The sequence below is a fragment of the Superficieibacter sp. 1612_C1 genome (assembly GCF_015234305.1).
In the GTDB taxonomy this organism is placed as follows: domain Bacteria; phylum Pseudomonadota; class Gammaproteobacteria; order Enterobacterales; family Enterobacteriaceae; genus Superficieibacter.
In genome coordinates, this window is the sequence record NZ_JADGMI010000001.1 from 1111165 (window position 1) to 1135425 (window position 24261).

20 protein-coding genes are annotated in these 24261 nt (G+C 52.7%); 13 read left to right on the forward strand and 7 right to left on the reverse strand.

Translation table 11 applies throughout. The features are described from left to right. The first annotated feature begins 3 nt into the window (after positions 1–3). The 4 genes from INT84_RS05335 (at position 4) to INT84_RS05350 (ending at position 6058) form a co-directional block, all read left to right on the forward strand. The gene (locus tag INT84_RS05335; RefSeq protein WP_194205912.1) at positions 4–1380 is read left to right on the forward strand and encodes an MFS transporter; all 1377 of its coding nucleotides are present in this window, start codon (positions 4–6) and stop codon (positions 1378–1380) included. Between the two features lie 85 nt (positions 1381–1465). Next, positions 1466–2872: a glucuronate isomerase gene (gene uxaC, locus INT84_RS05340; RefSeq protein ID WP_194205913.1), complete on the forward strand. Its 1407-nt coding sequence runs from the start codon at positions 1466–1468 to the stop codon at positions 2870–2872. Between the two features lie 27 nt (positions 2873–2899). Further along, entirely contained in the window at positions 2900–4444 is a 1545-nt protein-coding gene (locus tag INT84_RS05345; RefSeq protein WP_194205914.1) for an MFS transporter, read from the forward strand. 150 nt (positions 4445–4594) lie between these two features. After that, a complete protein-coding gene (locus INT84_RS05350; protein ID WP_194205915.1) occupies positions 4595–6058 on the forward strand; it encodes a mannitol dehydrogenase family protein in 1464 nt (487 codons plus the stop codon). Positions 6059–6108: 50 nt separating this feature from the next. Here INT84_RS05350 and INT84_RS05355 read toward each other — a convergent pair whose 3' ends face one another. Both INT84_RS05355 and ydfG read right to left on the reverse strand, forming a co-directional pair. Then, entirely contained in the window at positions 6109–6795 is a 687-nt protein-coding gene (locus tag INT84_RS05355; protein WP_176920778.1) for a GntR family transcriptional regulator, read from the reverse strand. Between the two features lie 88 nt (positions 6796–6883). Next, positions 6884–7630, reverse strand: a complete 747-nt coding sequence (gene ydfG, locus INT84_RS05360) for a bifunctional NADP-dependent 3-hydroxy acid dehydrogenase/3-hydroxypropionate dehydrogenase YdfG (RefSeq protein WP_194205916.1) — start codon at positions 7628–7630, stop codon at positions 6884–6886. A 203-nt stretch (positions 7631–7833) separates the two neighbouring features. Between ydfG and dcp the strand changes: the two genes are divergently transcribed. Then, positions 7834–9885 (forward strand): peptidyl-dipeptidase Dcp, encoded by a 2052-nt coding sequence (gene dcp / locus INT84_RS05365; RefSeq protein WP_194205917.1) that lies wholly within the window; start codon positions 7834–7836, stop codon positions 9883–9885. 51 nt (positions 9886–9936) lie between these two features. Here the strand turns inward: dcp and INT84_RS05370 are convergent, their stop codons facing one another. Next, on the reverse strand, positions 9937–10179 hold the full coding sequence (locus INT84_RS05370; protein WP_176920775.1) for a biofilm development regulator YmgB/AriR family protein: 243 nt from the start codon (positions 10177–10179) through the stop codon (positions 9937–9939). 289 nt (positions 10180–10468) lie between these two features. Continuing rightward, the gene (ftrA, locus tag INT84_RS05375) at positions 10469–11473 is read right to left on the reverse strand and encodes a transcriptional regulator FtrA (protein WP_194205918.1); all 1005 of its coding nucleotides are present in this window, start codon (positions 11471–11473) and stop codon (positions 10469–10471) included. Positions 11474–11541: 68 nt separating this feature from the next. Here ftrA and INT84_RS05380 point away from each other — a divergent pair, with 68 nt between their 5' ends. The 7 genes from INT84_RS05380 (at position 11542) to urtE (ending at position 18854) form a co-directional block, all read left to right on the forward strand. Continuing rightward, positions 11542–11952 (forward strand): rhodanese-like domain-containing protein, encoded by a 411-nt coding sequence (locus INT84_RS05380; protein WP_194205919.1) that lies wholly within the window; start codon positions 11542–11544, stop codon positions 11950–11952. A gap of 148 nt (positions 11953–12100) precedes the next feature. Continuing rightward, complete coding sequence (locus INT84_RS05385) at positions 12101–13204, forward strand: cobalamin-independent methionine synthase II family protein (protein ID WP_194205920.1); 1104 nt, start codon at positions 12101–12103, stop codon at positions 13202–13204. A gap of 181 nt (positions 13205–13385) precedes the next feature. Continuing rightward, on the forward strand, positions 13386–14657 hold the full coding sequence (gene urtA / locus INT84_RS05390; RefSeq protein WP_194205921.1) for an urea ABC transporter substrate-binding protein: 1272 nt from the start codon (positions 13386–13388) through the stop codon (positions 14655–14657). A 44-nt stretch (positions 14658–14701) separates the two neighbouring features. Next, positions 14702–16276: an urea ABC transporter permease subunit UrtB gene (gene urtB / locus INT84_RS05395; protein WP_194205922.1), complete on the forward strand. Its 1575-nt coding sequence runs from the start codon at positions 14702–14704 to the stop codon at positions 16274–16276. Beyond that, complete coding sequence (gene urtC, locus INT84_RS05400) at positions 16276–17349, forward strand: urea ABC transporter permease subunit UrtC (RefSeq protein ID WP_194205923.1); 1074 nt, start codon at positions 16276–16278, stop codon at positions 17347–17349. The genes urtB and urtC overlap by 1 nt, the downstream gene beginning before the upstream one ends. Next, positions 17349–18146 (forward strand): urea ABC transporter ATP-binding protein UrtD, encoded by a 798-nt coding sequence (gene urtD, locus INT84_RS05405; protein ID WP_194206117.1) that lies wholly within the window; start codon positions 17349–17351, stop codon positions 18144–18146. The genes urtC and urtD overlap by 1 nt, the downstream gene beginning before the upstream one ends. 9 nt (positions 18147–18155) lie before the next feature. Further along, positions 18156–18854, forward strand: a complete 699-nt coding sequence (gene urtE / locus INT84_RS05410; protein ID WP_194206118.1) for an urea ABC transporter ATP-binding subunit UrtE — start codon at positions 18156–18158, stop codon at positions 18852–18854. 235 nt (positions 18855–19089) lie between these two features. Here the strand turns inward: urtE and ydeE are convergent, their stop codons facing one another. Continuing rightward, positions 19090–20280, reverse strand: a complete 1191-nt coding sequence (gene ydeE, locus INT84_RS05415; RefSeq protein ID WP_194205924.1) for an efflux MFS transporter YdeE — start codon at positions 20278–20280, stop codon at positions 19090–19092. A gap of 170 nt (positions 20281–20450) precedes the next feature. Here ydeE and eamA point away from each other — a divergent pair, with 170 nt between their 5' ends. Beyond that, positions 20451–21350 (forward strand): O-acetylserine/cysteine exporter, encoded by a 900-nt coding sequence (gene eamA, locus INT84_RS05420; protein WP_194205925.1) that lies wholly within the window; start codon positions 20451–20453, stop codon positions 21348–21350. Positions 21351–21422: 72 nt separating this feature from the next. Here the strand turns inward: eamA and INT84_RS05425 are convergent, their stop codons facing one another. Next, complete coding sequence (locus INT84_RS05425) at positions 21423–22784, reverse strand: homoserine dehydrogenase (RefSeq protein WP_194205926.1); 1362 nt, start codon at positions 22782–22784, stop codon at positions 21423–21425. Positions 22785–22808: 24 nt separating this feature from the next. After that, positions 22809–24164: a gluconate:H+ symporter gene (locus tag INT84_RS05430; protein WP_194205927.1), complete on the reverse strand. Its 1356-nt coding sequence runs from the start codon at positions 24162–24164 to the stop codon at positions 22809–22811. Positions 24165–24261: the final 97 nt, after the last annotated feature.

Consider the following 24261-nt stretch of genomic DNA (forward strand, 5'->3'; position numbering starts at 1 on the left):
AATATGACGCAAATTAAACATGAAAGAAGCACTAAGGATTTAGTTCGGGCCGCTTTATCCGGCTGGTTAGGAACAGCGCTGGAGTTTATGGACTTCCAGCTTTACTCTTTGGGTGCAGCACTGGTCTTCCATGAAATATTCTTCCCGGAACAATCGGCAGCGATGGCGCTTATTCTTGCAATGGGGACATATGGCGCAGGCTATATTGCGCGAATTATTGGTGCGTTTATTTTTGGCAAAATGGGCGATACCATTGGCCGCAAAAAGGTACTGTTTATTACCATCACGATGATGGGTATCTGTACTACGCTCATCGGTGTGCTGCCAACCTATGCGCAGATTGGTATTTTTGCGCCTGTATTATTAGTCACCTTGCGGATTATTCAGGGGCTGGGGGCCGGTGCAGAAATATCGGGTGCCGGTACTATGCTCGCGGAGTATGCCCCAAAAGGCAAACGCGGCATCATCTCTTCATTAGTGGCGATGGGAACCAACTGCGGAACATTAAGCGCCACAGCCATCTGGGCGGCAATGTTTTTCTTTCTCGACCGTGAGGAATTATTAGCCTGGGGCTGGCGAGTGCCATTTCTGGCGAGCGTGGTGGTGATGATATTTGCCATCTGGCTACGTCTGAACCTGAAAGAAAGTCCGGTATTCGAAAAAGTGAATGATGCCGAACGTTCTCTGGTTAACGCTCAGTCGCAGCAGACAACATTGGGCGCAATGTTTAAAAGCAAATCCTTCTGGCTGGCAACCGGGCTTCGTTTTGGTCAGGCCGGAAATTCGGGTCTGATCCAGACGTTTCTGGCCGGTTATCTGGTGCAAACGTTGCTGTTTGATAAGAGTATTCCCACCGATGCGCTGATGATCAGTTCAGTGTTAGGTTTCCTGACGATTCCTTTATTAGGCTGGTTGTCGGATAAAGTTGGCCGCCGCTTACCCTATATTTTGTTAAATATTTCCGCCATTGTTCTGGCATATCCCATGCTGGCTATCATTGTGGATAAAACGTATAGCCCCGGCGTAATTATGCTGGCGCTTATTGTGATTCATAACTTCGCGGTACTGGGACTCTTTGCGCTGGAAAATATTACCATGGCAGAAATATTTGGTTCGCGAAACCGCTTTACCCGGATGGCCATTTCGAAAGAAGCGGGTGGTTTGGTTGCCGTCGGGTTTGGCCCGGTACTGGCAGGGGTTTTCTGTAACGTGACGGGGTCATGGTTACCTATTGTCGCCATGCTTATCATCTATTCGTTAATTGGCTTCGTTTCTGCGTGGATGATGCCTGAGGTTAAAGATCGCGATTTAAGTATCGCTGAAGATGCCGCTGAAATTCAGGAAGCGGTAAAGGCGACGAACGCCCGTCATTATATTTGAAACTAAAGGGCACTGTGCACGTAGTGCCTTTCATTCAGCATTACCCGACTGTTTATTTACTATTCAGAGAGGTATGGAGAATACTATGAGTTTTATTAACGATCGCTTTATGATCACGAACGAGCCTGGCCTCAAACTTTATCAACAGGTTGCTAAGCATCTGCCGATTATTGATTACCACTGCCATCTCGATGCCAAAGAAATTTATGAAAACAAGACCTTTGATAATATCACCCAACTGTGGCTTGCGGGCGACCACTATAAATGGCGAGCCATGCGGGCTAATGGGGTCAGCGAAGCCCTGATTACCGGAGACGCTTCGGACGAGGAAAAATTTCAGGCCTGGGCGCAAACGGTGGAATCTTGCTTTGGCAATCCGCTCTATCACTGGACGCATCTGGAACTGAATTTTTATTTTGCCTGCGACAAAATCCTGGATAGCCATAACTGGCGCGAGGTGATGGAGACGTGTAATCGTCGCTTACAGGAAGATGAATTTAAGCCGCGGGCGTTAATTTCTCGCTCCGGTGTCGAGGTCATTTGTACCACCGACTCACCGCTGGACTCATTACACTATCATCGGCTATTAGCCAACGATAATACGCTGACCTTTAGAGTATTGCCGACGTTCCGTCCGGATGAAATGTTCGATGAAAATCCCGCAACCTGGTCAGCCTTTATTGCAAAGCTCGCGGAACTGACCGACAAACAGATTTCGTCCCTTGATGATTTCGAGGCGGCGATTGCTCAGCGAATTGATTTCTTTCATGACGCGGGATGCCGTATTTCCGATCATGGGCCGCTGGAAATTAATTATGTGCCAGCCGAGAAAGCGCAGGTAGCGAGCCTCTTCGCGAAGAAACTCAATGGCGATACGCTAAGCGTAAATGATCATGCCATTCTCAGCAGCGCGATGTTTATCCTGCTGGCGAAACAGTATAAAAAACGCCGCTGGGCAATGCAGATTCATTTTGGCGCGATCCGCAATAATAATAGCAAAATGCGTGAAGCCCTGGGCATTAACACCGGCTTCGACTCGATTAACGATCAAGTCAATCTCGCCTCCAGTCTTAATCACTTACTGGATGCGATGGCTCAACAGAATGCCCTGCCTAAAACCATCCTTTATAACCTTAACCCTGTCTATAACGATATTGTGGCGACCACCGTGGCCAACTTTCAGTCCGCAGAGGAAGGGGTTAAGTCGCCGATTCAGTTTGGTTCAGGCTGGTGGTTTAACGATACCCGTCGCGGAATGGAAAGCCAGCTTAATTCTCTGGCCGATCAGGGACTGCTGATGAATTTTGTCGGCATGCTGACAGATTCACGTAGCCTGGTGTCCTACACCCGGCACGATTATTTCCGCCGTATTCTTTGCAATCTTATCGGTGGATGGGTTGAACGTGGCGAAGTCCCTGATAATAAAGACATACTGACCCGTATGATAAAAAACATTTGCCATGACAATGCTGAAAACTATTTCAAATTTTAATTAGATAGCTTCCGATGAGGATAGAACATGACCCGCAAAAATAAAAAAATAACCATACCGGTAAGTATCGGTTATGGCCTGACCGATATTATGGGCGGTGGGGCCTTCACGGTTATTGGTGCCTGGTTATTATTTTTCTATACGACGTTTGTCGGCCTTTCTCCCGTGGAGGCCGCGTCTATCGTGGCTATCGCCCGTATTGTGGACGCGATTGTCAGTCTGTTTATGGGAAGTTTTACCGATCACTTCTACAAGAACGCGTTAGGTAAGAAATTTGGCCGCCGCCGTTTCTTTCTGCTGATCGGTGCGCCATTAATGCTGGTCTATACCTTACTGTGGCTGGATGGCATGGGCTACGGTTTCTATCTGGCCGTTTACCTGGCGTTTGAAGTGATTGCCGCGATGGTGCTTATCCCATGGGAAACATTACCTTCAGAGATGACCAAAGACTTTAACTCTCGGACAAAACTTTCGACCTGCCGCATGTTTCTGTCGGCCACCGGCACCTTCCTCGCCACCTTTATTCCGGGCCTGCTGATCAGTCACTTTGGTGAACATAATGCTAACGCCTATATGATTAACGGAGTGGTGTTTGCGGTACTGTTTATGCTCTGCGTATTTATTTCATGGAAAGTGACCTGGGAGCGGGAATTAACGCCAGAGATGCTGGCCGAACTTGAAAGCAAGGCTGCGCCGAAAACGTTCATTGAAAACATGCGAATGGTTGGCGGCTTATTTAAAGATTACGCCTCAACGCTGAAAGTCAGGGCGTTCAGAAAACATCTGGCTATCTACCTGTTTTCCTTTACCGGTAAAGATGTCTACAACACGGTATTCGTCTTTTTCTGCGTCTATTGCCTGAATGTCTCCTCGGCATTTGCGGGCAGTTTGTTATCCATGAGTATTGTCGGCCTGCCGGTAACATTATTAGCCGGTCTTGCCATTATTAAATTCGGTCCATCACGGCTGTATGTCTTTGCCTATAGCGTCATGCTGCTATGCCTGCTTGGCTTTTTCGTTGTCTATCAGTTCCCGGCATGGAATACCATCCCGACGCTGATTGGGCTGGCCGCGGTTTATCAGGTTGGGCGCTGCGTTCTGGAGTTCACGCCGTGGAACGTCTTTCCGTTCATTCCCGATATTGACGAAATGATCACCCGCCAGCGTCGGGAAGGGCTGTTCGCGGCCGTGATGACGTTCTCCCGTAAAACGACGGTTGCCATTGCCACCTTTGTGGTCGGCGTGCTGTTACAAAGCGGAGGCTATGTAAAAGGCAGTCAGGTGCAGCCGCAGGAAGCCATTACGATGATCGCCATCCTGCTGTTTGCCGGGACGGGATGTCTGCTGGTCATCGCATTGTGGCAGGCGCTGACTTTCCATCTTAATAAGCAAACGCACAAAATCTTCGTTGATGAAGTTGAACGTCTGAAAGCGCATGGCGCGAAGCAGGATGTGGATCCGAAAACGCGGCGGATTGTCGAAGATCTTACCGGTTATCGTTATGACCAACTGTGGAACGATCCCCCGCAGGCAGGTGTTGTACCTGCGGCAAATCTGTCCAAAGCCAATTAATACCGGGTGGCATCGGAAGACACTTTCGATGCTGTCACACACGTTTTGTTTTTTGTTATACCAATTGCAACGAGTTTAATACAAATCAAAGTATCCGCTGTGCCGGAGGGTAATCTGGTGCAGTAAAATCATCCCTAAAGCGAGTTAAATATGGAAAACGAACTCTTAAAAGCGAAAGCCACTCTGCCGGGTTACGATCGCAACACACTGGTACCGCGTATCGTTCATCTCGGTTTTGGTGCTTTTCATCGTGCTCATCAGGGCGTTTACGCGGACATCCTGGCTTCAGAACACGGCAGCAACTGGGGCTACGTTGAAGTTAATTTAATTGGCGGCGAGCAGCAGGTTGCCGATCTCAAACAGCAGGACCATCTTTACACCGTCGCGGAAATGTCGGCCGATGCCTGGACCGCCCGCGTCGTCGGCGTGGTTAAAGAAGCGCTGCACGCTCAGGTTGACGGGCTGGAAACCGTACTGGCAAAAATGTGTGAACCGCAGATTGCCATCGTGTCGCTGACGATTACCGAGAAAGGATACTGCCACTCTCCGGCAACCGGAAAGCTGATGCTCGACCATCCATTGATTGTGGGCGATCTGCAAAACCCGCATCAACCGAAATCAGCGGTCGGGGTGATTGTTGAAGCCCTGGCGCGCCGTAAAGCCGCCGGGCTACCGGCATTCAGCGTGATGTCCTGCGACAACATGCCTGAAAACGGCCACGTCATGCGTAACGTGGTTTGCGCGTACGCTCGCGAAGTGAATGCCGATCTGGCCGGGTGGATTGAGCAGCATGTCACCTTCCCGTCCACGATGGTGGATCGAATCGTACCGGCGGTGACGCCTGATACGCTTAATAAGATTGAGCAACTGACTGGCGTGCGCGATCCGGCGGGCGTGGCCTGTGAACCTTTCCGTCAGTGGGTGATTGAAGATAACTTCGTGGCAGGGCGTCCTGAATGGGAAAAAGCCGGTGCGGAACTGGTGGCCGATGTGCTGCCGTTCGAAGAGATGAAACTGCGTATGCTTAACGGCAGTCACTCTTTCCTCGCATATCTGGGCTATCTTGCCGGCTATCAGCATATCAATGACTGTATGGAAGATGATAATTACCGTCTTGCCGCCCATGCGCTAATGCTCCAGGAGCAGGCACCCACGCTGAAAGTGCAGGGCGTCGACCTCAAACAGTATGCCGACAGACTGATTGAACGCTACAGCAACCCGGCGCTGCGCCACCGTACCTGGCAAATCGCCATGGACGGTAGTCAGAAACTGCCGCAGCGGATGCTGGACTCCGTGCGCTGGCATCTGGCGCACCAGAGCCGCTTTGATCTGCTGGCGCTGGGCGTGGCAGGCTGGATGCGCTACGTGAGCGGCGTTGACGATCAGGGCAACCCGATTGAGATCTGCGATCCGCAGTTAGCAGTGATTCACGAAGCGGTGAACCGTAGCGAAGAGGGGCCGGTGCGTGTTCAGGCACTGCTGGGCATCGAGGCGATCTTTGGTAAGGCACTGCCGGATGACAGTGAATTTGTTAGCGCCGTAACGCAGGCGTATAAGATGCTGCTGGAGAAGGGCGCGAAAGCAACCGTGGCACAATTTGTGGCTAATCGCTAAACGTCACCCGGGCCGGGCGGAACCACGCCGTCCGGCTACATTTTTTGCGATCAATCTTCGCTAAACCAGTCGCGATTTTCCTGGCGAATCAGCTGTACGGAACCGCTAATTTCCTGCAAATGCAGCGCCATCGCCTTTTCAACCGTATCAGCATCGCGCTGCTGGAGAGCGGCAAAAATGTCAAGGTGCTGGCGGAGGAGCATTTCCGGCGGGGAGACATGATCAAGACTCATGTAACGCACCCGGTCAATAGCCGCTTTGATATTTTCAATGGTATCCCACGCCAGCTGACAGTCCGCGATCAGCGCCAGTTTCTGATGAAATTCGTCATCAAGCAGAAAAAAATCGTTGAGCTGCTTACGCTCAATGGCGATCCGCTGCTGATGCAGATTTTGCTCAAGCTGCCAGAGTTGTTCATCATTAATCATCCCCGCCGCGCGCCGGGCAACGGCGCACTCAATCGCCTGGCGGACAAAACACCCGTTCCGCACCTGGGAAAGTGAGATCTTGTTGACGTAACTGCCGCGCTGCGGACGGATCTGGATAAGACCATTTTCTGCGAGTTTAATGAAGGCTTCGCGCACCGGCTGGCGAGAGACATCGAAGCGGACTGAAATTTCTTTCTCGGAGAGAGGCGTGCCGGGCGCAATCAGACAATGCACGATATCCCGGCGTAAAATCCGGTAGATCTGCTGATTAACAGGCTGTGTAGGGTTCAGTTGGGTCTCGAAGGTCATTCATTCTTACTTTTTAGACGATTAACCAGTTGATTTTACCACCACTTCGCTACTTTCAATACCCGGCCTTGCGGCCGGGCGATAAAAATTAACCCCGATGTACGCTTAATCCGGCATACGTCTGGCTAACCGGCATCATTTCAAGGGTATTGATGTTGACATGCTTCGGCAGCGTGGCGACCCACCATACCGCTTCAGCGATATCTTCCGCAGACAGCGCGGTGGTGTTTTCGTAGGTTTTATCGGCTTTCGCATCGTCGCCTTTAAAGCGCACATTGGAAAACTCAGTACCACCCACCAGCCCCGGCTCAATGTTAGTCACGCGAACCGCCGTTCCATTAAGATCGGTACGTAAGTTGAGGCTGAACTGATGCACAAATGCCTTCGTTGCCCCGTATACGTTTCCACCCGCATAAGGCCAGCTACCGGCCGTGGAGCCGAGATTGATCACATGCCCACGGTTACGTTCGACCATGCCAGGCAGCACGGCGCGCGTCATATACACCAGGCCTTTATTATTGGTATCGATCATATTTTCCCAGTCTTCAACGCTCGCTTTGTGCGCAGGCTCCATGCCAAGCGCCAGTCCGGCGTTATTAACCAGGATATCGATGTCACGCCATTCTGCGGGCAGCGACGCGAGTTTTTCATCGATTGCCGCCCGATCGCGGACATCCAGTTGCAGTGGATAAATGGCGTCGCCAAGCTCCTCTTTCAGCGCCTGGAGACGCTCCTGACGGCGGCCGGTTGCAATCACTTTATGTCCATTTTCAACGAAACGGCGCGTAATGCTTTCACCAAAACCCGCCGTCGCGCCTGTTACCAGAATAATCATCTCACTGTTCCTCAACGCTTTTTGTGTTGTATAACCTTAACATGCGTTCCCGGGTTGCGGGAAACCGAAGTTAAGTGTGGCAAAAAAGTGCCGCTAACGTTTGGATAGATGACGCATCCACGTTATTTTTGTGCGAATGTCTATAAAGCGTGGTGTATCAGCGAAATGCCTGGTCTGAACGGTCAGGTTTTCAGGAGAAAGTGATGTCGTTAAACAATCCGTTTTTTAATGTGAGCACCTTGCCTTATCAGGCTCCTCGTTTTGATCAAATCAGGGAGGAACATTATCGCCCGGCCTTTGATGAAGGAGTACGCATTAAGCGCCAAGAAATTGAGGCTATCGCGCAAAACCCGGCTCCGGCAGATGTCGAGAATACCTTTGTGGCGCTCGAAAAAAGCGGCCTGCTGTTAGGTCGGGTGGTCACGGTTTTTTTCGCCATGTCCCATGCTCATACCAACGATACGCTGCAACTGCTTGATGAGCAGTTTTCTGCCGAACTGGCGGCACTGGCGAACGATATTTATCTCAACGATGCCCTTTTTCAACGTGTGGAGCATGTCTGGCAGCAGCGCGAGTCGCTGGCGCTGGATGATGAAACCCGCCGTCTGGTTGAGACGACCAGGCAGCAGTTTGTCCTCGCGGGCGCAACGCTGGGCGAGGCTGAGAAAGCGGCGTTAAAAACGCTCAATACCGAAGCGGCTACCCTGACCAGCCAGTTTAACCAGCGTCTGATGGCGGCGAATAAAGCCGGGGCATGGGTGGTTGAGAGCGAGCAGCAGCTGGCGGGGCTGACTGAGGATGAGATCGCCGTGGCGGCGACTGCCGCGCGTGAAAAAGGATTAACCGATCGCTGGTTATTACCCCTGCTAAATACCACTCAGCAGCCTGCGTTAGCGGCACTACGCGATCGCCATGCCCGGGAGCAGTTATTCAACGCGGGCTGGACCCGGAGCGTAAAAAATGACGAAAATGATACCCGGTCGCTGATATTACAGCTGGTGGAGATCCGGGCAAAACAGGCCGAACTTATCGGTTTCGACGATTACGCCAGCTGGAAAATTGCCGATCAAATGGCGAAAACCCCGGCGGCCGCGCTGGCGTTCATGCGTAAAATTGCCCCTGCGGCACGGGCGCGGGCCGAACATGAGCACGCCGCGATCCAGCAGGTTATTGATAAGCAGAACGGCGGCTTTCAGGCGCAGGCGTGGGACTGGGATTTTTATGCCGACCGGGTTCGTCAGGAAAAGTATGCGTTTGATGAATCGCAGGTCAAACCTTATCTCGAACTGAATACCGTGCTGCAAGAGGGCGTCTTCTGGACCGCGTCGCAGCTTTTTGGCATCCGTTTTGTCGAGCGTTTTGATATCCCCGTTTACCATCCGGACGTTCGCGTCTGGGAGATCTTCGATGCCAGTGGCGAAGGGCTGGCGCTATTCTACGGCGATTTCTTTGCTCGCGACTCCAAGAGCGGCGGGGCATGGATGGGTAACTTCGTCGAGCAGTCGACGCTGCTTAACACCCAGCCGGTGATCTACAACGTCTGTAACTATCAAAAACCGGCGGCAGGCCACAGCGCGCTGATCTCATGGGATGACGTGATTACGCTGTTCCACGAATTTGGTCATACGCTTCACGGCCTGTTTGCGCGTCAGCGTTACGCCAGCCTGTCAGGCACCAATACCCCGCGTGATTTCGTTGAGTTTCCTTCGCAGATTAACGAGCACTGGGCGACGCACCCCCAGGTATTTGCCCGTTTTGCCCGTCATTATCAAACCGGTGAATCGATGCCGGAAGCATTACAGGCCAGCATGCTACAGGCGACGCATTTTAATAAAGGCTATGAAATGACGGAGCTGCTCAGCGCGGCATTGCTCGACATGAACTGGCACAGCGTCAGCGTAGATAATATCCCTGAATCGGTGGATGACTTTGAAACGGCGGCGATTCGCCGGGAGCATCTGGATCTTCCCGCCGTCCCGCCGCGCTATCGCAGCAGTTACTTTGCGCACATTTTTGGCGGCGGCTATGCGGCAGGCTATTACGCCTATCTGTGGACGCAAATGCTGGCCGATGATGGCTACCAGTGGTTTGTCGAACAGGGCGGTTTGACGGCGCAAAATGGCCAGCGTTTTCGTGAAGCTATTTTATCCAGGGGGAACAGTACCGATCTGGAGACGTTGTATCGTCAATGGCGGGGAAGCGACCCCCTCATTGAGCCGATGCTTAAACATCGTGGTTTAAGCGAGCAGGGATAAAAGAAAAACGGGCGCAAGCCCGTTTTGTTTATCTGTCCTGTGTGCCGACGTTTAAATATCGTCAGGCGTATTCAGTACAACCATTTCTAATGCGCTGCGGTAGATATCCAGTTTGACGATATCTTTTTCTGTTTCAAGCCGGACCACCAGTTCCAGAATGATGTCTTTATTATTAACAGCACTTTTTCTGGACAAGAGATCCTGCATAATCTCAGAAATGACTTTTTGTCCGGCATCATCATGGCTATAACCAAACGACAACGGGGAACTCTGGTCTACTTCTTGTATTGGCATGTTTTATGTTGCACCGTGCATAGTTAACGATAGTGGAGTAGTGGAGAGACGGGAGTCTTCAACTCAACGGTTTTAAACTAGTCACAAACCTGCAAATGTACAAATTCAAAAGCAAAAATATTTTCAAATGCTCAAATAAATAACAATACATTAACTTTTTTAATGCATTTTACCCAGGGGAGTTAAAGCCCGGGCTCAGGAAAGAAAAAAACGAGTTTGCGAATAACGTAATAATTGGCCTGCCTCTATTCTCACCCTTCTTATTTTTGCGCCAGAACTCAGGCAATCTTTATTGTTTAACACGACGATATTCTTTGCGGAATTGGGTCGGCGACAGCGAAAAATGCTGACGAAAGTGCTGGCGTAATACACTGGCGTTGCCAAAACCGGTCAACTCCGCGATGGCCTCAATACTGTGCTGGCTATGCATCAGGTGATCCTGAACACAACGCAGGCGCTCGCGCAAAATCCAGCGGGCGGGTGTGGTCCCCGTCGCGAGGGCAAACCTGCGCAGCAGGGTGCGGGTACTCATGCCTGCCCGCTGTGCCAGGGCATCCAGGCTATGTGTCTGCGCCAGATTCTGATGCAGATAATCAAACAGCTGGCCCAGCGACTGACTTTCACGGGCGCTGGCGACGGGGCGGGCAACAGTTTGCGCCTGGGAGCCATCACGGTGGGGTTGGATCACCAGTCGACGCGCAACGCTATTGGCAATCTCCAGACCGTAATCCTCACGAACCACGTGTAAACACAGGTCGATACCTGCCGCGCTGCCCGCCGAGGTCATAATGCGCTGCCCGGCGACGTAAAGCACATCATTCACCACCGTGATATCCGCAAAACGCTGCTGGAGGATCTGCGTATAGCGCCAGTGGGTCGTTGCTTTCAGCCCCGAGAGCAATCCTGTCGCTGCCAGGACAAATACGCCGGAGCAGATCGATATTATCCGACAGCCGCGCGCATAAGCCTGGCGTAGTGCGTCAATGAGCGCCGTCGGCACCGGGGAATCAATGCCACGCCAGCCCGGAATGATAATGGTGTCTGCCTGCGCCAGTAAATCCAGTCCGCCATCGGCCATGATGCGGATACCTCCTGTGGCACGCATTTCGCCGCTCTCGGCTGCCGCCACGGCAAACTGATACCAGTTATCACCAAATTCCGGGCGCGGCAGGCCAAAAATTTCGACCGCCACACCAAATTCGAACGTGCAGAGGCCATCATAGGCGAGGACGATCACCCGTCGTGGCGTGAGTGGGGAAGGCAATGTTGTCATTTTTACGGCGCTTTCTGACATGTTGATGGGCGGTTTTACCGGACGGACTCTGGTTAAATCATTGTTAACATAAACAAGGAGAACACGCTATGAGTTACGTTACTGATTATCCCGCCGCTGCCCCTGAAGAAGCCGCTGCCTGGTTTTCCCGTCGCCTGAGCCTTGAAACAGACTGCTCGGACGTACATGACGCGATAAGCCAGCATCAGCAGGACTTTGTTTTACTCCACGTGATTGGTCGCCAGGCGCACTTTGACCAAAAACATCTGCCGGGTGCAGTTCATCTTCCGCATGCGCAAATCAATGCGGAAACATTAGCGCAGTGGCCGGCAGAGACGTTATTTGTCGTGTACTGCGCCGGACCACACTGTAATGGTGCCGATAAAGCCGCGCTTAAGATTGCCCGACTGGGCCGACCGGTGAAATTGATGCTCGGCGGTATGACCGGATGGCACGATGAAGGTTTTGCGTTTGCCGAAGATTCACCGCTGGCAAAATGAATTAATTTCATGCGCCGTGAAATTTTCTCCTTTGCGAAGTGATAATAACTATGTCATATTTTAGACATATAGCCATCCAGAAGTCTAAGTGTTCACATGCTGAATTATCACTGTGGGCAATGAATTGCCTACAGCTAAAGGAGAGAATATGTCACAGCAACATGGCCCATACCGCGCAGATATCGTCGGCAGCTTTTTACGTCCGGACAGCATCAAGCAGGCGCGTCAACAACTGGCGAGCGGCGAGATTACCGTCAGCCAGCTTCGTGAGATAGAAAATGACGCCATCCGCCATGTGGTACAGCAACAGTGCGAATGCGGTTTGCATGTGGTCACCGATGGTGAGTTCCGTCGCGCCTGGTGGCATTTTGATTTCTTCGATGGATTGCAGGGCGTGGAACGTTACGATTCCGATAAAGGCATCCAGTTTAACGGTGTACAGACCAAAGCCCACGGCGTGCGCGTGACCGGGAAGCTGGCATTTGGCGATCACCCGATGCTGGAAGATTTTCGCTATCTGAAAAGCATCAGTGGTAACGCTGAGCCAAAAATGACCATTCCGTCGCCAAGCGTCCTGCATTTCCGCGGCGGACGTAAAGATATTGATGCCAGCGTTTACCCCGATCTGGCCGATTACTTCGCTGACCTCGCAACCACCTGGCGCGATGCGATTCAGGCATTTTACGCGGCGGGATGTCGCTATCTACAGCTTGATGACACCGTCTGGGCGTATCTGTGCTCAGACGATCAGCGCCGTCAGGTGCGTGAACGTGGCGAAGATCCGGATGAACTGGCAAAAATCTATGCCAGGGTGCTGAATAAAGCGCTCGAAGGCAAGCCTGAGGATCTGACGGTGAGCCTGCACGTTTGTCGCGGTAACTTCCGCTCGACGTGGATTTCGGAAGGCGGCTACGAGCCGGTAGCGGAAGTCTTATTCGGCACGGTGAACGTGGATGCGTTTTTCCTCGAATATGACAACGATCGCTCCGGTGACTTTGCGCCGCTGCGCTTTATTCGTCCCGGCCACCAGCAGGTCGTTTTGGGCTTGATCACTACCAAAAATGGCGAGCTGGAAGACCCTGAAGGAATTAAGGCGCGTCTCCAGGAAGCGGCAAAATATGTGGATTTAAAACAGATCTGCCTAAGCCCGCAGTGCGGATTCGCCTCCACCGAGGAGGGCAACTCGCTGACTGAACAGCAGCAGTGGGACAAAGTTCGTCTGGTAACGGATATTGCCTCCCAGGTCTGGTAACACTCTGCGGCACAGCGTTGCACTGTAATAATGCAGCGCTGTGCCACAATAATGCTCTCCACGCGCTGTACCACCTTTTTATCTCAATTCCTGCAATAAAAACACACCTGGCATCCTTTTTGCCTGATCTCTCCTGAACGCTTTCGTCGACCTTTGTCATTTGAATATTCAGGAGTGAATTATGCAACGTCGTACCCTGTTAAAAGCTTTTGCGCTCTCCGCCTCCGTTGTCAGCATGGGGATGACCTTCAGCGTCTACGCTGCCGACACCATCAAAGTCGGCATCATGCATTCGCTCTCCGGCACCATGGCGATTTCTGAGACGCCGCTTAAAGATGTGGCGTTGATGACCATTGATGAGATCAACGCCAAAGGTGGCGTGCTGGGCAAAAAACTGGAGCCGGTGGTGGTCGACCCGGCATCTAACTGGCCGTTGTTCGCAGAGAAAGCGCGGCAATTGTTAACCCAGGATAAGGTCGCGGTGGTGTTTGGTTGCTGGACATCCGTCTCCCGCAAATCAGTATTACCAGTGTTTGAAGAACTCAACGGCCTGTTGTTCTATCCGGTGCAGTATGAGGGCGAAGAGATGTCGCCGAACGTCTTTTACACCGGCGCGGCTCCCAATCAGCAGGCCATCCCGGCCGTGGAATACCTGATGAGCGAAGATGGTGGCAGCGCCAAACGCTTCTTCCTGCTCGGTACTGATTATGTTTATCCACGAACCACCAACAAAATCCTCCGCGCGTTCCTGCATTCAAAAGGCGTGCAGGATAACGATATCGAAGAGGTGTATACCCCGTTTGGGCATAGCGACTACCAGACTATCGTTGCCAATATTAAAAAATTCTCGGCGGGCGGCAAAACGGCGGTGGTGTCCACCATCAACGGGGATTCCAATGTTCCTTTTTACAAAGAGCTGGCAAACCAGGGGCTGAAAGCCACCGATGTGCCGGTCGTGGCGTTCTCCGTGGGCGAGGAAGAACTGCGTGGCATTGACACCAAACCGCTGGTGGGCAATCTGGCGGCGTGGAACTATTTTGAATCCGTCGATAATCCGGCTAATCAGAAATTTGTCGCGGATTATAAGGCGTGGGCTAAAGCCCGCAAGCTTCCCAATGCCGATACCGTGGTAACTAACGATCCTATGGAAGCCACTTATGTCGGTCTGCATATGTGGGCACAGGCAGTCGAAAAAGCAGGGACTACCGATGTTGATAAAGTGCGTGAAGCGATGGCCGGGCAAACCTTTGCCGCGCCGTCGGGCTTTACATTGACCATGGACAAAACCAACCATCATCTGCATAAACCGGTGATGATCGGTGAAATCGAAAACAACGGTCAGTTCAACGTGGTATGGCAAACCGACGCCCCGGTCCGCGCCCAGCCGTGGAGCCCGTTCATTCCTGGAAACGAAAAAAAATCCGACAGCCCGGTTAAATCGGGCGGGCAATGATTTTTAGCCCTCCTCACGGAGGGCGCGTTTCGGGAGAACGGGTTATGAACATTATACGTATTATGTACTGTTTATTACTGCTGGCAGGGATCCTGCCGCTGAGCGCACAGGCGGCGGATGCCGATGATTTCGTTGCCGCCAGCCGATCCGCGCAGGCAACGCTGCTGGAAAAATGGGCTGCTGAGCCGCAGCCACAGCGGATCCCTTTCCTGCGCGCGCTGGCCGCAGAAAATCTGAATATAGACGGCGGGCGTCATGCCTTTGCGCTGGAGAACGGTCAGCCCGTGGCGCTGAATGGAACCTCAACGCCAGAGGGCGGACTTAAAAAGGTCCGTCTGACAAACCGGTTACGTAATCTGGCGGCGGCGGCTCTCGCTACGCATTTACTGGTAAGTGACAATGTCACGGAAAGGCTGGCCGCGGCAAAGACCCTGCGTCGCGATGCACAGCCATCAATGTTACCCATGCTGACGCAGCGTAAAGCTCTGGAAAAAGATGACGAGGTCAAAGAGCAACTGACCATTGCCCTCGCCAGCCTGCAACTTACCAGTGCCGATGCGGCGGTACGTCGCAATGCTGCAATAGCGTTAGGCAGTTCTTCCGATCCGGAAACGCAATCGCGTCTCACGCCTTTTACCGATATACACACCGAACCCGATGCCAGTGTTCGCGAGGCGGCCATAAGCAGCATTGCGCAAATTAAGCAGCGTCAGGTTCTCGGCGAGATCCTGGGACAAGCCTTTATGGGACTGTCGCTGGGCTCCATTTTATTGCTGGCGGCGCTTGGCCTGGCGATCACCTACGGTCTGCTTGGGGTCATCAATATGGCGCATGGCGAAATGCTGATGTTAGGCGCGTACAGCACCTGGCTGGTGCAGCAGGCGATGGCGCAGTTTGCGCCACAGTGGCTGGCATTCTATCCCGTGGTGGCACTGCCGGTGGCCTTTGCCGTGACGGCGGGGATGGGAATGTTACTTGAGCGCACGATAATCCGCCATTTGTACGGGCGTCCGCTGGAAACGTTGCTGGCGACATGGGGGATCAGCCTGATGCTTGTCCAACTGGTGCGTATGCTGTTTGGCGCACAGAACGTCGAGGTCGCCAATCCCGGCTGGCTGTCAGGCGGGATCCAGGCATTGCCCAACCTCATTCTGCCGTGGAACCGGGTGGTGGTGCTGGGATTTGTGTTACTGGTGCTGTTTTTCACCTGGCTTATTCTCAACAAAACGCGGCTGGGCATGAATGTGCGGGCGGTGACGCAGAATCGTGCGATGGCGGCGTGCTGCGGCGTGCCCACGGGGCGCGTCGATATGCTGGCCTTTGGCCTGGGATCCGGTATTGCCGGGCTGGGTGGTGTTGCACTCTCACAGCTTGGTAACGTCGGGCCGGAGCTGGGACAGGGTTACATTATCGACTCTTTCCTTGTGGTCGTTCTTGGTGGTGTCGGCCAACTGGCAGGCAGCGTTGTCGCGGCGTTCGGCCTTGGGATCTTCAATAAAATCCTCGAACCCCAGATGGGCGCGATGCTCGGTAAAATCCTCATTCTTGTTGTCATTATTTTGTTTATTCAGAAACGGCCGCAAGGGCTGTTCGCCCTGAAAGGGAGGAGCATTGACTAATGAGCCAGCCTTTGACGCTTACTCTGGCGCAAAAAGCGCCCTTTACGCTGCCTATTGTCGGCGGGATCCTGTTTGCCGGATTGCTGATATTACCGTTCCTGGCGCTGTTGCCTGCCAGTCATCCGCTGTTTCTGTCGACATGGATGCTGACGCTGATCGGCAAAATACTCTGCTATGCGGTCGTCGCTGTGGCTCTGGATCTGGTCTGGGGCTATGCCGGATTACTGTCACTCGGGCACGGGATTTTCTTCGCCCTCGGCGGCTATGCAATGGGAATGTATCTGATGCGTCAGGCCGCCGGGGACGGGCTGCCCGCGTTTATGTCGTTTCTGTCGTGGAGTGAATTGCCGTGGTTCTGGTGGGGAACGCAGCATTTCGCCTGGGCAATGATGCTGGTGGTACTGGTGCCGGGATTGCTGGCGCTGATATTCGGCTACTTTGCCTTTCGCTCGAAAATTAAAGGCGTCTACTTTTCGATTATGACTCAGGCGCTAACCTTCGCGGGCATGCTGCTGTTTTTTCGCAATGAAACCGGCTTTGGCGGCAATAACGGGTTTACCGGCTTTACCACGCTTCTCGGTTTTCCGGTAACGGCCACGTCAACGCGAGTCGCCCTGTTTTTAGCGACGGTGCTCCTGCTGCTGATGTCACTGGCTATTGGCTATGCGCTGGCAAAAAGTAAGTTTGGCCGGGTACTTACCGCCGTTCGCGATGCGGAGAACCGGCTGATGTTTTGCGGTTACGACCCACGCGGCTTTAAGCTGCTGGTCTGGACGTTGTCCGCGGTTCTCTGCGGGCTGGCAGGCGCATTGTATGTTCCACAGGTCGGCATTATTAACCCCGGTGAAATGTCGCCCACGAACTCGATTGAAATGGCGATTTGGGTTGCGCTCGGGGGACGAGGAACCTTAATTGGTCCGGTTGTGGGTGCCGGGCTGGTCAATGGTGCAAAAAGCCTGTTTACCGTTGCCATGCCGGAGTACTGGCAGGTATTTCTCGGCCTGATATTTATTCTGGTCACCCTGTTTTTACCCCGTGGCGTCATTGGCCTGCTGCGCAGAGGAGATAAATGATGCAACCTGACGAAGGGCTTTTTACCCGGCAGCATCCGGGAGACCGCTTCCGCGACCAGACCGATCCGGTTCTGCAACTGAAAAATATCAACGTTAACTTTGACGGGTTTCAGGCGCTGACCGATCTGACGCTAAACATCGGCGTCGGCGAGTTGCGCTGTGTAATTGGGCCGAATGGGGCAGGTAAAACGACCCTGATGGACGTGATCACCGGCAAAACGCGCCCGCAAAGTGGTTCTGCGCTTTACGATCAGTCGCTGGAGCTGACTCGTCTGGATCCCATCGAAATTGCGCGTCGCGGCATCGGGCGTAAATTTCAGAAGCCGACGGTGTTTGAAGCATTAACGGTCGCGGAGAACCTTGAGCTGGCGCTAAAAACCGATAAGTCGGTACTGGCGACGCTACGGGCAACATTACGTGGTGAGCAGCAGGACCGGATCGATGAAATTTTGCTGCTGTTGCGTTTTGGCGCAGAGCGTCATCGCCGCGCCGGACTGTTGTCCCACGGGCAAAAACAGTTTCTCGAGATCGGGATGCTGCTGGTGCAGGAGCCGCATCTGCTATTACTGGATGAGCCTGCCGCCGGAATGACCGATGCCGAAACCGACTATACCGCCGAGCTTTTTCGCCAGCTGGCAGGGAAACATTCGCTGATGGTGGTCGAACACGACATGGGCTTCGTCGAAACGATTGCCGACAAGGTCACCGTGCTGCATCAGGGGCAGGTACTGGCAGAAGGATCGCTACGCGAAGTCCAGCAAAATGAACAGGTTATTGAAGTCTACCTCGGACGCTAAGGAGCGATGATGTTACAGGTTAACGATTTGCATCAATATTATGGCGGAAGCCATATCCTGCGGGGTGTCAGTTTCACGGCCCAAACCGGGGAAATCACCTGTCTGCTGGGGCGCAACGGGGTAGGTAAGACCACGCTATTAAAATGTTTGATGGGGCTTATTCCGGCGCGCAGCGGCTCGGTGATCTGGCAGGATCGCCAGATTACCAACCGCAAACCGCATCAGCGCGTGCAGTCCGGTATTGCTTATGTGCCACAGGGGCGTGAAATATTCCCCCGTCTGACGGTGGAGGAAAATCTGCTGATGGGGCTGTCCCGCTTTCCGGCGCGTCATGCACGTACGGTTCCCGATGATATCTACCACCTCTTTCCGGTGTTAAAAGAGATGAAACATCGTCGTGGTGGCGATTTGTCCGGCGGGCAGCAGCAGCAACTTGCCATCGGTCGGGCGCTGGCAAGCCGCCCGCAACTGCTTATTCTTGACGAACCGACGGAGGGTATCCAGCCGTCAGTGATTAAAGAAATTGGCGTGGTGATCCGTGAACTCGCCCGTCGCGGCGATATGGCCATTTTGCTGGTGGAGCAATTTTATGATTTTGCCGCCGAACTGGCGGACAGCTACCTGTTAATGTCCCGCGGCGCTATCGTGCAACAGGGACGGGGAGTGAACATGGAAGCCGAAGGCGTACGGGGAATGGTGGCGATTTAAAAGGGTGCGCATGTTATTGCCTCCGTGCAAAGAAGAGACTAACATCCGATTGTCTGGTTCGGATGTAGGCCTCAGGTGGATAGAAATATCTCCTGGGGCTTTTATCTTTCCGAACTCCGACAAGGCCTGAGACCGGAAAGCCTCAAGCACCCGCCGTGTATTCTATGCTTCGATAACGTCCGCACCAGCCTGTTTTCAGGCTTTATTCTCAGGCTGCGAGGAGGCTCGCAACGTCTCAGTTTGTTTGCACAACATCATGAATACGTTTGCTACCCATCCCGCGGATAATCATCAACCAGGCCAGAATGATGGCCGCCATTAAAATAACAAATAATGACCAGTGCGGGAGATGAGTTAATATTAATCCGGTCGCCAACGGATTCACCGCTGCACCCAGCCAGCCCAGCGCCTGAGCAGAAAAATAGCTCGCTTTCATTCCCGGAGGCGCAATATTGTCAATTAACATGTATTCACCCGGTGCATATATTATCTCACCAATAGTAAATACCGCTGCCGATATTCCCCAGACGACCAGGTTTACCCCCGAAAACATAAATCCCATCAAGCCTGCCACGAAGAAAACGGTGCCGACAGTCATCAACGGGCGTAAATTTTTTGCCGTTAACCGACGACCAATCGAATACTGTAACGTCACAACCAGCGCGGCGTTAACTGGCAGCACCACCGCGACTACATGCTCGGCAACGTTGCTGTCGGCGACTGCCAGCACGTATTGTGAAATGCATGATGCAAAGGATCCGCCGACAAACGAGGCCAGAAAACCCGACAGGGTAAACCAAAACAGCGCTTTATCCCGCAGCAGAACGGAAGGTGACCAGGTAACAGGTTCACCATTGGCACTGCTGGCCGCCACCCGCTGCACGAAACGCCCGATAAACACCAGCGGGAAGGCGGCGCAAAATGCGGCCAGCCAGAAAGGCAAATTCAGACTGTACATCACCAGCAACGTGCCGATCGGTGGGCCTATCGTCCATCCAATATTCAGAAAACTGTAGTTAAGCGAAAATATCCGCGCTTTCTCTGACGGAGAAAGGACGTCGGCAAACCAGGCTTTCAGGACGGTGGCAAATACCGAATACGCGCAGTTAATCATCGCAAAAAATATAACGACCAGCGCAACATTATTCACTACGGGAATGGCAATAAAGCCAAGGATAAATACCAGTATTGAAACCAGCATATAGCGTTTTTTATCAAATTTATCCGCCATAATGCCGAAACCAAGACTAAATACGACGCCAATGGTCAGCGCGATAGTCATCGCATAGCCGATCGCCTCAACGCTCATCGCATAGCGACGCGTGAGATAAATCGTCATAAAGGGGAGGGTTGCCCCGCGACCAATAGTTAAAAGTAATGACGATGCCAGCAGCGCAGTAATGGAGCGCCTGGTTGATGTGATCATTTTTCTGCCCGACAATTATTTCGTCTTATCAGGAATATCACGCAATAAGAACAATGTATAGCGCGGCCAGGGGGGCGGATGACCTACCAGAAATAATGATCTGTTAAAGCGTGTTTTTTTCCGCTAACGTGGGATAGTTCACATAATTCTAACAATTACAGAGGCAGGGTATGACGCGTAAAGATGGGCTGCTGGCACTGCTGGTTGTCGTGGTTTGGGGGCTTAACTTCGTCGTCATCAAAGTCGGATTGCATAATATGCCGCCGCTATTGTTGGCTGGCCTGCGCTTTTTGCTGGTGGCTTTTCCTGCCTTGTTTTTTGTGGCGCGCCCGAAGGTGCCGCTGCGTTTACTGCTGGGATACGGACTCACCATCAGCTTTGGCCAATTTGCCTTTCTCTTTTCGGCGATCAAATTTGGCATGCCCGCAGGGCTGGCGTCACTGGTTCTTCAGGCGCAGGCTTTTTTCACCATCCTGCTTGGCGCGTTCGCGTTTGGTGAACGATTGCAGGGGAAACAGCTGGCCGGAATTACGCTTGCGGTATTCGGCGTTCTGGTGCTGATAGAGTCGAGCCTGAACGGACAGCATGTTGCGGTGCTGGGCTTTATGTTGACGCTGGCCGCCGCGCTGAGCTGGGCCTGCGGCAATATTTTTAACAAGAAAATTATGCAGCTCAAGAACCGTCCGGCAGTGATGTCGCTGGTGGTCTGGAGTGCGCTGATCCCCATTGTGCCATTTCTGCTGGCGTCGCTGAAGTTTGACGGTCCGGCAGCGATATTGCAAAGCCTGGTGGCAATCGATCTGACCACCATTTTATCGCTGATTTACCTGGCATTTATTGCCACCATCGTGGGCTACGGCATCTGGGGTTCATTGCTGGGACGCTATGAAACCTGGCGCGTTGCACCGCTGTCGCTGCTGGTGCCGGTGGTTGGATTAGCCAGTGCGGCACTGTTGTTAGGGGAGACCCTCAACCTGCTACAACTTGTGGGCGCGGCACTGATCATGGCAGGGCTGTATATCAATGTCTTTGGCTTGCGTTTTCGGCGGGTGAAAGCGGTCAGGGGATAAACCCTCACGACGGCAGTTCGGGTTACAGGTGATGAAAAACCTGTACTCCCGGACTGCCGTTTCTGGCAGTGGTTAAAACGTTTCCTTCCACGCGGTATACAGCAGCGAATCTTCCATATGCAAAGCATCAAGAGGAATCAACTCGCCTTGCGGAATATCACGGGTTAATACTTTATTCGACAGCAGGTAATAAGGCGCAATACCTGCACCAGCGGATTTTGGCAATAGCCGGGCGCTGACGTTGGGGATGGTGTGATGATGACCGCCCATTTCCAGCAGTTCTCCTTTCTTCAGCGGACGATCGGCATACCCAGCCATCACCGCGTGGATCTGCTGATTAGTCGCTCCGGAGGCGCGATGGTGCAGTACCGCAGAAAATATGGAGAGTGGCGATTCAAGTCCCATGATGTGATACGGCAGATAAATACAGGCGTATTTACCGTTTTTGCTAACCACATGCCCTTTGCCGGCCAGCATTTCCCAGGTGGCGTTATCTTTACAGCGCACAATGATAAACACACCGCCGCCAAAGCTCACTTCGTCCTCGCGACGCAGGCAGTTAAACACATCAACCACGCCATGACGTTTCAGGATGCCGCCATCCTCCTCAGGAATAAAAATATCGGCCAGCTCGCTGATATGGCACATCGGATAGCTCATTTCATCGCACGCCGGGGTTAACGCGGCGGAGTTTGCTACCACGTTCATTTCGCAATAGTCCGGCGTGGCGCTAAGCGGTAGCATACTGAGTAGTGATGTTCTCCTGGCGAGCGTGGCGGCAATATCGTCGCTTAACTGCCAGCACTCCGTCAGACCACTGACCTCAACCTGACGATCGCACCAGGTGATGGTGTTGCTGGCTGGCGACCAGACAAAGTCATACTCACTGGATTTACCGGCAGCGACAATTTCCAGCCCCAGAACCTGCGCCCAGGTGATGAGACCCAGCAGATTCGAAGGCTGATCGCCATCGACAGTGGTGTAAACCGCATCATGTTTCAGCGCCAACTGGTTCAGCCACGGACCCGCGACAGAATCGGTTTCTTTACTCACCATACCGACATGAACGCCGCGCTGTAATGCATGGATAGCGATAGCGATGCTGATCTCGGGTTTACCAGTAGCCTCAATCACCATATCCAGATCGAGCGCATCCAGAAGGGTGTAATCGCGTATGATGGCGGTTTTTCCCGCCTGCTGAGCGGCAATAGCCTGCCCGGCGTCTTCGCAAATTTCCGCATCAGTACAGTAGTTAAGATCGTTGAGTAATGACTGCGAGCCTTCAACGTTCAGGTCGCAGAGGGCGACGATCTCTATTGACGGAATTTCCCGACACTGCACCAGCAATGAGCGACCAAATCCGCCGGATGCCCCGGTGATGGCGATGCGTATCTGACGGGTATTTAACGTGTCGAACAGCAATGTGTAGTTCATGTTCCTTCCTCATTAATAAACAGGTTAGCCAACGAGGGCGTTAAGCAATAAAACGAAAATCAGACCGAGGACCGACAAGAACGACACCAGCAGGGTCCAGCTTTTCAATGTCTCGGCCACCGTAAGCTGAAAATACTCTTTAAACAGCCAGAAACCGGAGTCATTCACGTGCGATAACATCAGACCGCCCGTGCTGGTCGCGAGTACCAGCAGTTCGAGGTTCACTCCGCTGTGGCTGGCCAGCGGGGCGACGATCCCGGCGGTAGTAACCACGGCAACGGTTGCAGAACCAATGGCAATACGAATTAAGGCGGCAACAACCCACGCCAGTACCAGTGGCGAGATGTTCCAGTGCATTGCAGAGTTGGCAATCAGCGTACTGACATTGGTCGCCAGCAGCATCTCTTTAAATCCGCCGCCAGCGCCGAGGATAAGAATGATGGCAGCGCACGGACCGAGGCTTTTGCCGACGATTTTTTGTAACTGGCTCATGCCGAAGCCGCTGCGCACGCCAAGTGCCCAGAGAGAAAACAAGACGGCAATAAGAAGCGAAACTATCGGGTCACCAATTGTGTTGAGCAATTCCGCAGGAACGGTGCCAGGTTCCACGTATCCTTTTGCCAGTGTTTTGAACATCATCAGAATTGGCGGCAGCAGGATGGTGAGCATCGACATCGCGAACGAGGGCATATTCTGGCGAGTCGTCTCCTGCTCATTCTCTTTAGTTTGCATTTGACGATAATCCTGACGGCGCAGATCCGGAAACACCTTTAACGCAAAATGAGTAAATACCGGGCCTGACAGGATAACCATCGGAATAGCCAGCAGTAGTCCGTAGAACATACACATACCGGCATCAGCGCCATAGGTTGTCATCGCAAGCGTCGGTGCGGGATGCGGCAACATTAAACCGTGGGCAACATATAACCCTGCCGCCAGAGGAATACCAATACGTAACAACTGACTGCGGGTACGGCGCGCAATGACATACACCAGCGGCACCAGCATGACAAAACTGACATCGAAAAGATGTGGAAGGCCGATGATCAGTGCGGCTATGCAGATAGTCAGGGGGATCATGCGAACCGAACCAAGACGAATAAAGGTATTCGCGATCCTATCAGCAGCCCCCGATTCCAGCATAACGCCGCCGAGCATGGTGCCCAACCCTACCACCAGGCCGGTCGACCCTAATACGCCGCCAAAGCCTTTCTCAAAGCTTTTTATTGTTTGCGTTGGTGACAATCCCGCAGCAACACCTAAAAAACCTGCTGCAATGATTAATGCCAAAAAAGGATGGAACTTAAACTTCGTAATCAGAATAACTAATATCGCAATAGATGCAATGAGTGAAATAAAGTGGCTGATTTCAAATTGCATAGAGCCTCCGGGCTGACTGGTGCAGTAGCCTTATATTTATAATTGGAAACTGGTAATAGAATTTATCGTTTGTAGGGAATGAGTGAAGATCTACATT

What these genes read in the sequence shown, in the direction of transcription:
- INT84_RS05335 (WP_194205912.1), top strand. Translation starts at nt 4, where the DNA reads ATGACGCAAATTAAACATGAAAGAAGCACTAAGGATTTAGTTCGGGCC.
- uxaC (WP_194205913.1), top strand. Translation starts at nt 1,466, where the DNA reads ATGAGTTTTATTAACGATCGCTTTATGATCACGAACGAGCCTGGCCTC.
- INT84_RS05345 (WP_194205914.1), top strand. Translation starts at nt 2,900, where the DNA reads ATGACCCGCAAAAATAAAAAAATAACCATACCGGTAAGTATCGGTTAT.
- INT84_RS05350 (WP_194205915.1), top strand. Translation starts at nt 4,595, where the DNA reads ATGGAAAACGAACTCTTAAAAGCGAAAGCCACTCTGCCGGGTTACGAT.
- INT84_RS05355 (WP_176920778.1), bottom strand. Translation starts at nt 6,795, where the DNA reads ATGACCTTCGAGACCCAACTGAACCCTACACAGCCTGTTAATCAGCAG.
- ydfG (WP_194205916.1), bottom strand. Translation starts at nt 7,630, where the DNA reads ATGATTATTCTGGTAACAGGCGCGACGGCGGGTTTTGGTGAAAGCATT.
- dcp (WP_194205917.1), top strand. Translation starts at nt 7,834, where the DNA reads ATGTCGTTAAACAATCCGTTTTTTAATGTGAGCACCTTGCCTTATCAG.
- INT84_RS05370 (WP_176920775.1), bottom strand. Translation starts at nt 10,179, where the DNA reads ATGCCAATACAAGAAGTAGACCAGAGTTCCCCGTTGTCGTTTGGTTAT.
- ftrA (WP_194205918.1), bottom strand. Translation starts at nt 11,473, where the DNA reads ATGTCAGAAAGCGCCGTAAAAATGACAACATTGCCTTCCCCACTCACG.
- INT84_RS05380 (WP_194205919.1), top strand. Translation starts at nt 11,542, where the DNA reads ATGAGTTACGTTACTGATTATCCCGCCGCTGCCCCTGAAGAAGCCGCT.
- INT84_RS05385 (WP_194205920.1), top strand. Translation starts at nt 12,101, where the DNA reads ATGTCACAGCAACATGGCCCATACCGCGCAGATATCGTCGGCAGCTTT.
- urtA (WP_194205921.1), top strand. Translation starts at nt 13,386, where the DNA reads ATGCAACGTCGTACCCTGTTAAAAGCTTTTGCGCTCTCCGCCTCCGTT.
- urtB (WP_194205922.1), top strand. Translation starts at nt 14,702, where the DNA reads ATGAACATTATACGTATTATGTACTGTTTATTACTGCTGGCAGGGATC.
- urtC (WP_194205923.1), top strand. Translation starts at nt 16,276, where the DNA reads ATGAGCCAGCCTTTGACGCTTACTCTGGCGCAAAAAGCGCCCTTTACG.
- urtD (WP_194206117.1), top strand. Translation starts at nt 17,349, where the DNA reads ATGCAACCTGACGAAGGGCTTTTTACCCGGCAGCATCCGGGAGACCGC.
- urtE (WP_194206118.1), top strand. Translation starts at nt 18,156, where the DNA reads ATGTTACAGGTTAACGATTTGCATCAATATTATGGCGGAAGCCATATC.
- ydeE (WP_194205924.1), bottom strand. Translation starts at nt 20,280, where the DNA reads ATGATCACATCAACCAGGCGCTCCATTACTGCGCTGCTGGCATCGTCA.
- eamA (WP_194205925.1), top strand. Translation starts at nt 20,451, where the DNA reads ATGACGCGTAAAGATGGGCTGCTGGCACTGCTGGTTGTCGTGGTTTGG.
- INT84_RS05425 (WP_194205926.1), bottom strand. Translation starts at nt 22,784, where the DNA reads ATGAACTACACATTGCTGTTCGACACGTTAAATACCCGTCAGATACGC.
- INT84_RS05430 (WP_194205927.1), bottom strand. Translation starts at nt 24,164, where the DNA reads ATGCAATTTGAAATCAGCCACTTTATTTCACTCATTGCATCTATTGCG.